The organism is Clostridium formicaceticum, assembly GCF_001854185.1.
GTDB classification, from domain to species: domain Bacteria; phylum Bacillota; class Clostridia; order Peptostreptococcales; family Natronincolaceae; genus Andreesenella; species Andreesenella formicacetica.
In genome coordinates, this window is the sequence record NZ_CP017603.1 from 3486993 (window position 1) to 3501540 (window position 14548).

Consider the following 14548-nt stretch of genomic DNA (forward strand, 5'->3'; position numbering starts at 1 on the left):
CAATCATACGGCTCTCCAATTGTTACTTGATGTCTCAATTCTCAATTCCTACAGAATTAGTCAAGTTCTCCTTTGTGTAATCTTAGGTGGCAATTATTTGTTGACCCTTTGGTACAAAGTACAAGAGTTTTTCGTTTTCGGGCTATCATAAGTTTCTCCCAAGTCTTTTTACCTTTTAAGTCTTTTAGTTTTTTAACATGATGAACTTCAAAGGGTCCTGTCATGTCTCCACACCATTCACACTTATTTGCTAATAATCTTTTAATGAGTCCGTTTCTTCCTCCAAAATTAGTGTTTGGTTTTATGTCAACGGCATCATTGTCTTCTTCAAAGATTTTTTTACAAAACTTGATTTCTTCCCTTTTAAAGAGAGGTACAAAACATTCTTGTCTATCTTTATTAACCCAAGTAATACCCCATTCACCTTCTCTGAAATACTTTTTGTTGCCTTTTTCGGTTTTCTTTCCCATAAGTTTACTTGTTTTACACGCATATTTATTACCTAGTGTCTTTGTAAAGCTGTTTTTGAATACAAAGTGTGCATTAGATAATTTACTTGCTACGTCAAAGGCAAACTTATAGTAATTATAAAATCCTCTAAATTCTTGGTTATATGCCGTTACTATTTCTAGGTCATCATTATGACGAAATTTTGCTCTGTGTACTGGTTTCCATACTTTATCATCTTCTTTGATGTAGCCATTTTTCATCATAAAGTTAACTAGCTTGTCATGGGGTAGTGAGAGTTTGATGCTATTAACACCAGTTTTTGCTACCTCTTTTCGACCTTGAAAATTTCTTTTTATTAGCAAATCTTCATTAGTATTGACAAAAACATCATATCCTAAAAATCTAGCTTTTTCAGAGTTATGGGTTATAAGTGTTTTCTCCTGACTGAGAGTTAACTTGAGTTTATTGTTGAGAAATGATTTTAATTCTTCTTTGACTTTCTCTGCATCTTCTTTTGTTCCTATAATACCTATTAGAAAGTCGTCTGCATATCTAACATATTTCATTCTCCTATGGTCTTCATCCATTTGTTCATAGGTTTTGAGTGTCTTTAGTTCTTTTGATAGTTCCTTAATTTCAGATATCAGTTTACTTCTTTCTTCTTCGCTTGGTTTACGTAATACTAGGTTCCTTTTGTAAATGCAACCTCTTAAGCGACGAACTGTATCATCATTGTTAAAGTTCTTTATTTCAGGGTGAAGAGCACAATACTGTTTTATTTCCTCATAGGCTTCTTCAATTTCCTTTTTTGCTTTTTGAATTTTTTCATCTGGTTGTTCTTTCAGAAGCCTTCTTTTAAGATGAATTTTATTTGAGATATTTTTGTATTGTCTATTTTCTTTTCTTTTATTCCCTTTATCAAACTTTCTTATATATTCCTCCATATATATATCTAATTCATTTAGATATATATTAGCAAGAATTGGACTCACTATACCTCCTTGCGGAGTGCCTGAGTATGTTTGATACAGTTTAAAATCTTCAATGTATCCTGCTTTAAGGAATTTCCATATTAGCCTTATGAACTTTTCATCTTTAATTTTCTTCTTAAGGATTTCAACCATAATAGCATGGTCAATGTTATCAAAGAAACCTTCAATATCTCCCTCTATCCACCATTTTGTTGCAGTAAAGTTATGTTTTATCTGCAATAAAGCTGTATGACAACTTCTTCTTGGTCTAAAACTGTGAGAATTATCCGAGAATGTTGGCTCATATATCGATTCTAATATCATTCTTATAATCTCTTGCAGGATTTTATCATATATTGCAGGTATTCCTAGTGGTCTTAGTTTCTTACTATTTTGTTTAGGAACATAAACTCTACGTGCTGGTTTCGGTTGATATGATTCGTCTTTTAGGCTATTGATTAATTTCTCAACAATGTGTACGCCGAAACCATCTATTGTTTGATTATCTGTTTCTGCTGTCATATTTCCTTCTTTAGCATATATTTTCTCATATGCTTTTAGATAAAATTCTTGATTATAGAGGTTTCTGTATAAGTCTTCAAATCTGTACCCTTCTTTGATAGAATTGTTCCTCAGCACCTCTAAAACTTTGTCTGGATTTCGCATGGTATCTCACCATATCCTTTCTCCATTTTAGAATTCACAATCTGTTCCCCTTCACTCCATGGGCATTACCCCATTTCATCATTACTACGAGAACTCCGTTACCATATAGGGCATCTATCGCGTCTACACGCTGTATCTATGGCAGGAAATATAGATATTATAAATCCTGTTTTAACGTTCAAGAACGATTGTTCGACATGTAAAAATTTTAATCAAACTTTTATTGCCTTCCATAGACATCCCTACTTAGGTAATCCCAAGTTATCCTATATATCATAATTTATATCCTTCCGTTTAGGTTCTCCTTTCGACATTTACTCTCTTATTGAGATTGTGGAAAAGGTGTTCGTTAACATACGTATAAATTTTAAATACGCTGTATCCTTTTCTACTACCAATACTATCTCCCAGTAGGTAGCACCCGCCCTTTCTAGGCACTCTGTCTAGAGTTCAAGCAGTCTAGCTTTAACCATGCGGAAGATTTCCGTCTCGCCATTCGTCTTTGCTCTTGAGAGATAGAGCAGATTATGACTTTTCAACCATGTGTTGGTCCCCCATCCCTTTCGGTAAGAGGTAAGGTTGCTAACGGTAATCCAAACGAACTAGATTATCTGTTTTTCAACAGCAATGCTATATAAGACGCGTACTAGCAATACTTTCACGTATTATGCTAACACTTCTTGGCACACAAACTTCAGCGCTCTTCCACCGGGGGTCACTTCTGGATTTCCAAACATGATGCCCACTTTCTCTCTTAATTGATTGATAAAGATAGCTGTGGTTCTAGATTTATTCACAGCCCCTGCTAGTTTTCTTAGGGCTTGCGACATCAGCCTGGCCTGTAATCCAACATGACTATCTCCCATCTCTCCTTCTATTTCCGCCTTTGGCACTAATGCAGCAACAGAGTCAATTACAATAACATCTATAGCACCACTTCTTACTAGTGCTTCAGCGATCTCCAGAGCTTGTTCACCAGTATCTGGCTGAGAAACGATTAAGTTATCTGTATCTACACCTAGTTTTCTAGCATAAGCAGGATCAAGGGATAGCGATAGGTAATCAACTGTCCTCGGCTTTACCCGTTAGGAGTGATTTTGTCGGCTAAGTCAGAGGGATTACTCCCTCCTTCTCGCCTAAGAACCGTACGTGTTGGTTTCCCAACATACGGCTCAAGCATACATTTCTCCTAAATCTTGGTTATATAAGCCCTGCTGATTTCTTGTTTTTAATAAATTTCAGGCAATTTCTTAATTGGGCTTCATCAGGTAATCCTTCTTTAACAGGGAATAATTTATGGTATTCTATGTGACATGATATGTGTACCAATTGAAGGTTTCTGTAATCATCACTTCCACCTTTAACTTTAGGTATTTTGTGATGAGTTTCTAATCCTTCCTTAAAATCAGTTATGCTCATACCACATAGAGGACACTTATATTCCTGTTTCTTTGCTAATTTTTTTCTGTAAGCAACATTATTCTTATGAAACTCTTTTATATCTCTTTTGTAGAAATATTCTTTGAGTTCTCTATTGTATAGACTATAGTTATGCTTTACTTGCTGATGTCTAACTATAGATGTCCATGCCATTTTCTTTAACTGATTATTTGTTATTGGGTCAGTTAGTATCCATTTATTTTTACTCTGCCCTGTTTTATCTGGTTTAAAGTATTTCTCTTTAATCCATTTCCAACTTTTCTTTGGGTGTAACCTTCTAAGAAATCTATATACATTCACCCATACATAATTGTCCATTGCAGTATAAACTTCTTTGGATACTACTGATGACCAGTAATTTGCAGTTCCTATGATTATAGGATTTAGTGTGTTAATAAGGGTTTGAATATTCTTACCATACAACATCTTGGTTTTATCTGAAATTTTACCTTTGAAACTTTTTATGCTATTTTTTGAAGGTTTAATGATTAGTTTACTTCCACTTTCAGTTTTATATCTTTTAATATTAAAACCAAGAAAGTCAAATCCTTCTGTGATATGTGCGACTTTTGTCTTTTCCTGTGCTAATTCTAACCCTCTGTTTTCGAGATAAGGTTTAAGAATTTTAAACAAGTCTATTGCATCTTGTTCACTCTCACACATTATTACAAAATCATCAGCATACCTTGCCATAGCATATTTACTTCTGTTTTCATATGTCACTTCATCTTTCCTATTAACGGTATTGTATTTAGTACCGATGGTTTCTTCCATTCCATGTAGTGCTATATTAGCAAGGAGTGGTGAAATTATCCCTCCTTGTGGAGTTCCTTCATCAGTTTCATTAAATACACTGTTGTCAACAAATCCTGCTTTAAGCCATTTTTCTATAAGTTCACTTTGTGGAAAACCTTTGATTTGTTCCGTAATGAATTTATGATTTAGGTTATCAAAGCAACCTTTGAAGTCTCCTTCAAATATCCATTGTTTTTTACCACCTTTAACTGTGTTAAATATTCTTTCTATAGCATCATGGCAATTTCTTTTAGGTCTAAATCCGTAGGATGTAGGTTCAAACCTTGCTTCCCACTGTGGTTCAAGTGCCATTCTAACTATGTTTTGATATATTCTATCTTTAATGGTTGGTATCCCTAATGGTCTAAGTTTTCCATTTTTCTTTTCAATATATGTCCTATAGGCAGGTTTAGGATTGTGACATTTGATGTTTAATTCTTTCATTGTATGGTATAATTCAAGTCTTTCATTTGAGGTTAATGCTTTATATCCATCTACTCCTGCTGTCTTTTTTCCCTTATTAAGTTGAGTTACTCGTCTTATAGATAACAATAATGTTGCTCCACTATTGATTAACATTCTTTGAAGGTCTCTAACCTTTCTTACCTCACCAAGACTTTCGGCATGATATATTCGTTGTTGTAATTTCTCTACATACCCTTCAATCTCTTGCCAACCTATTTGTTGCCAATCGGTAATGTTAGGTAATGCGGACTTCATAGTTGAAGTATTCATCGACTTTTACCTCCCTTTTGAGAATTACTTTACGCTTTATTCTCATGTTGTATACCAGTTAGAAGTCAGCACTCTTTCGAGTATATCTCACAATACTATCCACATGGTTATTTCCATTCCCATTGCCTTTCGACTTTGTGGCATTTGCTTTTTCTAACTTCCTTTACCCTCTGAAGAATTCCGCTTTCCTTACGGTCAACCTACCATCTACAATGGACTTCATAGGGCTTACCAAGTTCGACTTCCGTCAGATACGAATGGGTTAGGTTCTTCCAATACGCCGATAGGCATTTGGGTTGTGTTGAATACATTTTAGGGGAGATGTATTCCCTACCTATAAAACGATAGCAATTATATCCCAACTATCGCCTGTGATGACGACGCTTATAGAAGTTCACTTATCGTTAACCATACCACTCTTTCTCTCGCCCTCAGAAACTATGGATACTAAGTTTCCGATTAGACTTTCCCTCATGCAACCCACAAAGGGATTACTCCCTTTGCAGTTTTGGGTGAGAATATTCCTCACAACTGGAATAACAGCCTATTGCTGTACTGACTAGTGCGGAAGAAGTCGCTTCTTGTCGCACCCCCCGCTTCACACCGTGCATGCGAGTTTCCCCGCACACGGCGTTCCACCGTGATAATAATTCAGTTCATACTAATTGACCAGGAGAATGTCCCTGTATTTGTTGAGTTTATCAATATTTTTCTTATTGAATCTTTTAATTTCCGATACATCAAGATTTGGTTTATGCACTAATACATGACAGCATTCACATAGTGATGCTAGATTTTGAACCTTATTTATTTCCTCAATGGGAAGACTATTATTGATATGATGTGTTGTCGTATTCTTTGCATCTAACCATTCATTGCAGATTTTACACCTGCCTTTGTCTCTGTTAAATGCATAACATCGATTCATATAATATTCAAAATTGTAAATGGGGTTCTTTTTTACCTCCTGCTATGATTCTTGAATAGCTAAGTTCCATTAGCTCCTCAGCTCTTGCTAGCAGTGGTGTTTTCTTAGTCCTTCTCTCAAACAATCCTCTGCCGAAGGGGGTATAAGGTGTTTCTTCTTGATTTTTCATAGGCTTCTTTTTCCAAGTTGCCATTCCTAAACTTGTTATGCCAATCCATTGCCTTTAGGGATGTAGACTCTTCTAACCATTTCAGGGTCATACCTTAAGAACATTTGCTCGATTACCTTATATACTTTTTCTAAATCTTTTTCAAGTATATCCCGTGTGGTTTTTCCATCTACACCAGCAGTTTTACTGCCCTTATTGGCTTTATAGCATTAGTTATAACCACTTTACTAGAGGCTACTTCTACTATACCCTTGAAGGAAGGCGGTTTCCCTTCGTTTATTGCATTGAATGTTGTTTTGTACAGCCAATCTTGAAGATTTCTAAACTCTTGTTCACCTTGCGGTACGGTAAGTTGTTGCACCATTTTGTTATACACCCCCTTATATAGGGAGCATTAATATGGCTTTAGTCAGTTTTGCACACCGATACCATTAAATGATATCCTCACGGCTTCCTTACCTCGTTTGTCAATTAGTATTCCTTATCACGGCTATGCCCCTTCGCTCCGAACAGTTTTATCCATCCTTCCTATGTTGCCATAGATAGTAACTATCGGCTGTTCATCTTAGCTACTACGGGCTGCTGCCCCTCATCTTCAACAGTCATTTCCTACTGTTTAGTGACATCGGACACTACTATCCTTAACATTCACTGATGAGATTCACTTGTTCCTCATTTCCTATCCTTTAACATAGTTTCCTTAGGTTCCCTCTCTGACCCGTCAGCCATTCTTTCGTCCATTGTTGGGGGACTGAGAACTCTAATCCTTCACTGGATTAGGTTAGACAAAGCAAACACGAATACTTTATCTAAGACTGAACCTCCAAACAGAGGTAGGAGACTTCCGATTCGTACTCCTCACGCATTACGAGCCTAACATCCGAGGGTTCTTTCCAGTACATCTGTACTCTATAACCATAGAAACTTTTTGGACCCCCGATTACTTCACTAACCACTTCACAGGTCTGTTTTTCACCGACTTTCTCGGGCTTCATACCTCAATCCAGTAGTTCATTGAGGCATGCCGAAGTATTAGGGCGAGAATACCAACATTTATTCTCTACTTGGGATTTCACCAAGCTACTCGGAAATGAAGTTAGGGTTTTTCTCCTTCGGTGTATTGCTAAGACTCCCACTTATGCAAGTGGGGGGTCAAGCACTACATCCTCGAAGTAAATTCGACTACAATTCAGTAGGAGTAAAAAAAATTCCCACTGAATTAAGGCTCATTTTATACCCCACTAGTTTTCAATATCCGTTTCCAGATATCTTGTCTAGCAACAAGTCGCACCATGTTCTGCATCGATAAACGCTGCTGCACCGCCACTTTTTTGTGCTTCTGCTACGATATGCAAGGAAACTGTGGTTTTACCGGAAGACTCTGGGCCGTAAACTTCTACGATCCTTCCCCGTGGAACACCGCCAATACCCAGTGCAATATCTAAATCAATAGAGCCAGTAGAAATACACTCAAGATTTAACTTTGACTCCTCGCCTAATGTCATAATAGAACCTTTACCAAACTGCTTTTCAATTTGGCTAATCGCCATTTCTAATGCTTTTTTCTTTTCCATCATCATCCAGAACCTTGTCTGGCTCACCTACCTTTCTTTTATTCGAACAAATGTTCTCAACCTATTATAACCTATTCCATTTATTTGGTCAAATAATAATTTTATCCTCAAAAATAAAGAAACACCTTTAAATGATGAAAAAATCCATGGTTTTTTCATCACCTAAAGGTATATTTGACTATCTTTATATTTTTCATAACTATGCACTAATGTTTTAAAACATGGCTATTAAGTCGAATATAATCTATCCCAGAAATGATTGTAAAAATCACAGCTACCCACACCATAATCATATCAAAGGGAAAATTAATATATTTGAATGGAAAATTGTCTATTAAAACCGCTATGATTGCTATAATTTGTGTAATGGTTTTTAATTTTCCCCACCAACTGGCTGCGATCACAACACCCTCTGCAGCTGCCACAGCTCTTAAGATACTAATAGTAAACTCACGGGCAATGATGATAATTACCACTAGGGCAGATAGTTTGCCCATTTGCACTAAAGATATTAATGCCGCTGATACTAAAAGTTTATCAGCTAAAGGATCCATAAACTTACCTAGAGTTGTTATTTGATTTTTCTTCCTGGCTACATAACCGTCAAGAGCATCTGTAATAGCAGCTATGATAAAAATAAAGGCAGCAATCTCTACTCCATAAGGAATTTTATTTAATAAAAAAATCATAAAAACCGGAATCAAAAATATTCTTAAAATGGTTAATCTATTCGCTAAATTCATCCACTTTCTCTCCAATCAAATCGTACTCTAGAGCACTTGTTATCTTAACCGGAACAATATCACCAATCGCTATTGGTGTTTTTGTTTGAATATATACCAAACCATCAATTTCTGGTGCATCACCCTTAGTTCTTCCTAGATATTCACCGCTTCCTTCTAGCTCTTCTTCTACTAAAACCTCAAGTATTTTACTGATTTTCTCATTATTTTTATCAAGAGAAATTTTTTGCTGTATCTCCATAATCCTCTTTTGTCGCTGTTCTTTTATATCTTCTGCCACTTGATTTGGCATCTTAGCAGCTGCTGTATTCTCCTCCTGAGAATACATAAATACGCCTAGTCTATCAAACTTCATTTCTTCAACAAACTCCAATAATTCATTAAAATGATTTTCCTCTTCTCCAGGAAAACCCACAATCAAGGATGTTCTAATAACGATCTCTGGTACTTCTTTTCTTAGCTTGTTGATTGTTTTTACTAAGCTCTCTTTGTTTGTTCTGCGATTCATCTTCTTTAAAATTTCATCACTGCAGTGCTGTATAGGCATATCAATATATTTACATATTTTATTATATTTTGCAATAGTTTCTATTAATTTATCTGTAATCATTTCAGGGTAACAATAGAGTAACCGAATCCACTGAATACCCTTTATCTCATTCAACTGTTGTAATAAATGAGAAAATTTATACTCCCCATATAAGTCTATGCCATATCTTGTAGTATCTTGAGCAATTAAGATGATTTCTTTTACACCATTTTCTGCTAACTGCTGCACCTCTTCTACAATACTTTCCATTTTCCTGCTTCTATATTTACCCCTTAATTTTGGAATAATGCAGTAGGTGCAGTAATTATCACAACCATCAGAAATTTTAACATAGGCACTGTGGGTAGGGGTGGTTTGGAATCTTGGCAGAGATTCATCATAGATACTATCTACATTTCCTATGCGAACAATTTTATTTCCCTTTATACTTTCATGAATGATTTCGATAATTTCATTATAGTTCCCAGTACCGACAATGGCATCTACTTCAGGTAATTCCTTTAATAATTCGCTTGCATATCTTTCTCCTAAGCACCCAGAAATAATCAATAATTTTAGTTTGTCTTTTTTTAGTTCTCCCATTTCAATAATCTTATTAATAGATTCTTCTTTAGCAGATTCAATAAATCCACAGGTATTTACAATAATTACATCAGCCTTTAATTTATCATTGGTCAACTTATATCCATATTTATTCAATAAACCTAACATAACTTCTGCATCAATAAGGTTTTTAGAACATCCAAGGGATTCTAAGTATACGCTTAAGTTCATTATTTTATCTTCCCTTCTACTTGATTGTAATAATGCTTTAGTTGCTTTACTGCCTTTTCAATTTTATCATAATTTACATATAAATCATAATCATATTTTGCAATAGAATGTTTATATAAGGGATCATAGTAGTTGAGCATTAATTCCTTTGCCACTTCTTCATATTTTTTACTTGCAATATAGTCAATATATTGACTTACTTTTTCTTTACCAACTCTTTTTTTTAGATTTATAATAGACTTTATTAATCCTTCATCAGGATTTGCAGGCTTGTTTACATAATCATCCATTAATGTAGCTATTCTGTTATTCACAGTAGTTTCAATCAGCACATGCCTTCCACCCATGATCTGCTGATGTAGGGAATTGGGGATGAATACATTGCCGATCCTTTTACTTTCACTTTCAACAATAAGAAATTTACTTTTAGCTTTTATAAGGTTATCCACTAATAAAGCTTCAAAGTTTTTTTGTGTTACATCTGTTTCATCAAAACTTATATTGCCAAATACAGATCCAGTATTTTTTGCTAAAGCTTCTAAGTTCAGCGTAGGAATTTTTTCATCCTGCAGCTTATCTAGAATTTGGGTTTTGCCTACACCTGTATAGCCATGTAAAACAATGAATTCATGATAATTATGAATGTTTTCTAAATATTCCAAGGTAAACTTACGAAAAGATTTGTATCCTCCCTGTAGCTGATAAACAGCTACACCTAAATTATTTAAAAAATTTACTACCGAACTACTCCTTAGTCCACCTCTTGCACAAAACACAATAACTGCTTCATTTGTTTTACTAACCTCTGACAATATTTCATAAATATGGGCTAACTTAGAGGAAGCAAACTTAACACCTTTGACCTTAGCCTCCTCAACAGAATTGTTTTTGTAAATTTTTCCGACTTCAACTCTCTCCTCATCATTAAACAATGGAAGATTTATAGCTTCCGGAATCGTACCGTCTTGGTGCTCAAAGGGGGAACGTATATCTATAAATACTTTTTTTTCTACATATAATGCATTTTTAACATCAATTGTCTTCAACATACTCTTGTCTCCTACAACATATAAATTTTTTATCCTTCGATGTATTGCTAAGACGCCTGCTTCTAAGTGAACAAACTAAGTGACTAACACCAAATCAGAGATTTGGGTTATCTACTTATACAAGTGGAAGATCAAGCACTACATCCTCGAAACAAATTCCTCTACAATTCGGTGGAAGTAAAAATTTCCCATGAATTTAGTCTCATTTTATCTTGTTTTATCCATTTCGTTTTTATAAAAAATAGCAGTTTCACCTTGTTTAACAACTACCCTCCTGCAAGAAAGTCTCTTTGTCTACGAGTACCTGCCTTGGTTTACTACCTTCATGGGGGCCTACCATACCCTTGGCTTCCATTTCATCTATAAGCCTTGCCGCCCTGTTATAACCAATTTTTAATCTCCGCTGCAACATAGAAATAGAAGCTTGTTGACTTTGCACAACAATTTTCAACGCATCTTCAAATAATTCATCAGAATCCATATCCTCTTGAGCCACATTGCTTTGATCTATTTTCTCAATGATTTCCGCTTCATAACTAGGCCTTTCTACTTGTTCCTTCATAAAAGCAACAACTTCTTCCACTTCTTTTTCAGAAACAAAAGCCCCTTGTATTCTCATGGGTTTACTGGCGCCGATAGGATAAAATAACATATCTCCTTTACCTAATAACTTTTCAGCTCCTCCCATATCTAAAATTGTCCTTGAATCTGTTTGAGAAGCAACAGAAAAGGCAATCCTTGAGGGTATATTTGCCTTGATTACCCCTGTAATAACATCCACAGAAGGTCTCTGTGTAGCTATAATGAGATGGATTCCTGCAGCTCTAGCCATTTGTGCTAATCTACATATAGAATCCTCCACTTCATTAGGAGCTACCAACATCAAGTCTGCTAACTCATCTATGATAATGATAATATAAGGTATTTTATTCTCTTGGAACTTTTTATTATAACCCGCAATATCCTTTACACTATTTTCACTAAAGGTTTTATACCTTTGCGTCATCTCCTGTACCGCCCAGTTTAAGGCACTGGTTGCTTTTTTTGCATCTGTTACTACAGGAATTAGAAGATGAGGAATACCATTATAATGATTCAATTCCACTACTTTAGGGTCAACCATTAAAAGTCTTACTTCATCTGGCGTGGATTTATATAATAAACTTAGTATTAAGGTATTAATACAGACACTTTTTCCAGAACCAGTAGCTCCTGCTATAAGTAGATGAGGCATTTTTCCGATATCAGTGATAAAAGGGCTCCCTGAAATATCTTTACCTAATGCAAATGGTAAACTAGAACTAAAGGACTGATAAGCTTCACTATCAATGATCTCTCTTAAAGTAACAATGGTTACATCTTCATTAGGTATTTCTATACCTATTGCTGCCTTACCAGGAATAGGTGCTTCTATCCTTATGGCAGGCGCTGCTAAATTTAAAGCAATGTCATCACTTAAATTTACGATTTTGCTGACTTTAACACCCGTACTAGGTTGCAATTCATATCTTGTAATAGCTGGGCCTTTACTTACTTGTAATACCTTAGCTTGAACACCAAAGTTTTTTAAAGTTTCCTCCAAAGTTTTTGCCTTCGATACAATTTTTCTTTTATCATCTTTATTTGGCAAGTGGTTGATCTCATCTAATAAGTCAATACTTGGTATTTCGTATTGAAAATTTTCAGCATAGGCTTCAACTTCCAAAAGGGGAGGAGGAGTTTCATCCTTTTCCAAGGATACATTTTCTTTCATATCTTCTTTATTCATTACAGTATAGTCTAATATTTTTATCTTTTCCTCAACATTTGTTTCCGTCTTTGGTAATCGATCCTCTAGGATAATCTCCTTATCTTTAAGTTTTTTAGTCCTGTTTTGGGGCGTCACTTTAAATCTCCAAACCAGTTGCTTTATACCGGAAAAAAAGTTACCTATATAGTCTTTTACTTGAATAGTGAAGGCTAATAAAGAGATCTTCGTATAGATAATAATAGAGATTAAAGACAGTGTTACAATAATAATATAAGTACCTACTTGTCCAAATAAATTAACCAACCAGTAGGTGATAACCGTTCCTACAGCACCTCCCCCAATTCCCTGAGTCCCTTTAGTAAACATGATCTTTATTGCTTCAATAAAACTGGAATCTGTTAATTCTTCTATAAGAGATATCTCTAAAAGTGTTCTAAATATCAATAAACATAGAAAAGTTAATATAAAAAACAGTTTTCCTTTTAATTCTTTCCAAAAAGGTTTATTAATAAAAACCAACACCCCTAATAAAACCATGATATAAGGAAGAATAAATGCAGTATTAGAAAACAAACCCATCAATAAATATTTAAGTCCTTCTCCTACTTTACCTGCGCCATTACTCTGAAGAGCGGTTAGAAGAATAAGCCCTAGTGCAATGGTAAAGATGCCATATATTTCATGATTAAATTCTTCTTTTAACGAAAAAAAAACATCTTTACTTTTTTTCTTTTTTCTACTCAATGCAATCACCTCTCTTAATATGTACAATATGTATTGTAACATATTATCTGCTTTTTTTATTGGAAATTTTTTATGAAACAAAGGTAGCCCTTAGTCTATAGATGTGCGCCCTTAAATTTTAATATATTAAGGGCTACATTTGCAGCCCACGATTTTGGGGCGAAACCGTAGACCGTGTATATTAAAATTTAACTTTAGAAGCGTGCATCTATATTAAAATTCATGGGTAGATGCCTATAATAATTTTACACCATAATTTGATATTCTACAAATTTTATATTTTCTATCAAAATTTCCCTTAAAAAATCCCTGTCTTTTTAAAATATCTTGAGCTGTATAATGCTTTCATCTAAATAAAAAATTCCCCAAGTCGAATAGTATAAAAAAATAAAGTGTTAATAAAAATATTAACACTTTATTATGAAGAATTAGCTTTCTTTTCCCTGTTGAATTAATTCCTGCAGTTTTTTTACCGCTTTATCAAGGCCACCAACTTCGTCAATAAGTTTATATTTTACAGCTTCCTCCCCAATCAAGATACTTCCAACATCATTCGCTAATTCGTCTGTTGCGCTAATTAGATCCATAAGTGTTTCTTTATTAATACCTGAAGTTCTAATAATAAAGTCAGTAATTCTATCTTGCATTTTGGCAAAGTACTTAAAGGTCTGAGGTACACCGATAACAAGCCCTGTCATTCTAATAGGATGAATTGTCATCGTCGCTGTGGGAGCGATGAAAGAGTAATCCCCTGATGTAGCAAGAGGAACGCCAATACTATGACTACCACCTAGTACTAATGTAACCTTTGGTTTTGATAAACTATGAATCAATTCTGATATTGCTAAACCAGCTTCTACATCTCCTCCTACTGTGTTTAATATAACTAATAAGCCTTCCACATTCGGGTTCTCCTCTACAGCAATAAGCTGGGGAATAATATGCTCATACTTTGTGGCTTTGTTTTGAGGAGGAGCTACTGTATGTCCTTCAATATGTCCTATGATGGTTAGTGTATGAATTTTTTGATCTACTGTAGGAATATTTTGTGTGCCTAAAGCATTAATATTTGATAGCTCAGGATTTTTTTCGCTACCCTCATCGATTTTTGGAGAATTTTCCTGACCTTCCTCTGTGTTTTTTAACCTTAATTTATATTGACTCATCACAATTCACCTCTAGCTATTTTTTTAATTCTAGTACTATTTTT

General features: G+C 34.8%; 10 protein-coding genes and 2 pseudogenes. All 12 read right to left on the bottom strand.

Translation table 11 applies throughout. The features are described 5' to 3' along the window. Positions 1-56: 56 nt before the first annotated feature. Positions 57-2087, bottom strand: coding sequence for a reverse transcriptase/maturase family protein (locus BJL90_RS16220; RefSeq protein WP_070970365.1), 2031 nt, complete (start codon positions 2085-2087; stop codon positions 57-59). Positions 2088-2776: 689 nt separating this feature from the next. Then, positions 2777-3136, bottom strand: a pseudogene (locus BJL90_RS21585) (recombinase RecA); the annotation flags it as partial. Positions 3137-3287: 151 nt separating this feature from the next. Next, positions 3288-5057, bottom strand: a complete 1770-nt coding sequence (gene ltrA, locus BJL90_RS16230; protein ID WP_070970371.1) for a group II intron reverse transcriptase/maturase — start codon at positions 5055-5057, stop codon at positions 3288-3290. Between the two features lie 661 nt (positions 5058-5718). Further along, positions 5719-5985, bottom strand: a complete 267-nt coding sequence (locus BJL90_RS22595) for an HNH endonuclease (RefSeq protein ID WP_156778829.1) — start codon at positions 5983-5985, stop codon at positions 5719-5721. 7 nt (positions 5986-5992) lie between these two features. Further along, positions 5993-6178, bottom strand: a complete 186-nt coding sequence (locus tag BJL90_RS22125; RefSeq protein WP_156778830.1) for a hypothetical protein — start codon at positions 6176-6178, stop codon at positions 5993-5995. Between the two features lie 145 nt (positions 6179-6323). Further along, the gene (locus tag BJL90_RS16235) at positions 6324-6518 is read right to left on the bottom strand and encodes a hypothetical protein (RefSeq protein WP_070970374.1); all 195 of its coding nucleotides are present in this window, start codon (positions 6516-6518) and stop codon (positions 6324-6326) included. A 928-nt stretch (positions 6519-7446) separates the two neighbouring features. Then, a pseudogene (locus tag BJL90_RS16245) lies at positions 7447-7728 on the bottom strand (recombinase RecA); the annotation flags it as partial. Positions 7729-7934: 206 nt separating this feature from the next. After that, entirely contained in the window at positions 7935-8471 is a 537-nt protein-coding gene (gene pgsA, locus BJL90_RS16250; RefSeq protein WP_070970380.1) for a CDP-diacylglycerol--glycerol-3-phosphate 3-phosphatidyltransferase, read from the bottom strand. Then, on the bottom strand, positions 8455-9795 hold the full coding sequence (gene rimO, locus BJL90_RS16255) for a 30S ribosomal protein S12 methylthiotransferase RimO (protein ID WP_070970383.1): 1341 nt from the start codon (positions 9793-9795) through the stop codon (positions 8455-8457). The genes pgsA and rimO overlap by 17 nt, the downstream gene beginning before the upstream one ends. Then, positions 9795-10844 carry a tRNA 2-selenouridine(34) synthase MnmH gene (gene mnmH, locus BJL90_RS16260; protein ID WP_070970385.1) on the bottom strand — a complete coding sequence of 350 codons (1050 nt, stop codon included), beginning with the start codon at positions 10842-10844 and terminating at the stop codon, positions 9795-9797. The genes rimO and mnmH overlap by 1 nt, the downstream gene beginning before the upstream one ends. Positions 10845-11103: 259 nt before the next feature. Beyond that, a complete protein-coding gene (locus tag BJL90_RS16265) occupies positions 11104-13338 on the bottom strand; it encodes an FtsK/SpoIIIE family DNA translocase (RefSeq protein ID WP_070973338.1) in 2235 nt (744 codons plus the stop codon). 428 nt (positions 13339-13766) lie between these two features. Continuing rightward, complete coding sequence (locus BJL90_RS16270; RefSeq protein ID WP_081562051.1) at positions 13767-14504, bottom strand: ClpP family protease; 738 nt, start codon at positions 14502-14504, stop codon at positions 13767-13769. Between the last annotated feature and the right edge of the window lie 44 nt (positions 14505-14548).

Coding starts and splice junctions, on each gene's coding strand:
- ltrA (WP_070970371.1), bottom strand. CDS start 5,057: ATGAATACTTCAACTATGAAGTCCGCATTACCTAACATTACCGATTGG.
- BJL90_RS22125 (WP_156778830.1), bottom strand. CDS start 6,178: ATGGCAACTTGGAAAAAGAAGCCTATGAAAAATCAAGAAGAAACACCT.
- BJL90_RS16220 (WP_070970365.1), bottom strand. CDS start 2,087: ATGCGAAATCCAGACAAAGTTTTAGAGGTGCTGAGGAACAATTCTATC.
- pgsA (WP_070970380.1), bottom strand. CDS start 8,471: ATGAATTTAGCGAATAGATTAACCATTTTAAGAATATTTTTGATTCCG.
- BJL90_RS16270 (WP_081562051.1), bottom strand. CDS start 14,504: ATGAGTCAATATAAATTAAGGTTAAAAAACACAGAGGAAGGTCAGGAA.
- mnmH (WP_070970385.1), bottom strand. CDS start 10,844: ATGTTGAAGACAATTGATGTTAAAAATGCATTATATGTAGAAAAAAAA.
- rimO (WP_070970383.1), bottom strand. CDS start 9,795: ATGAACTTAAGCGTATACTTAGAATCCCTTGGATGTTCTAAAAACCTT.
- BJL90_RS16235 (WP_070970374.1), bottom strand. CDS start 6,518: ATGGTGCAACAACTTACCGTACCGCAAGGTGAACAAGAGTTTAGAAAT.
- BJL90_RS22595 (WP_156778829.1), bottom strand. CDS start 5,985: ATGAATCGATGTTATGCATTTAACAGAGACAAAGGCAGGTGTAAAATC.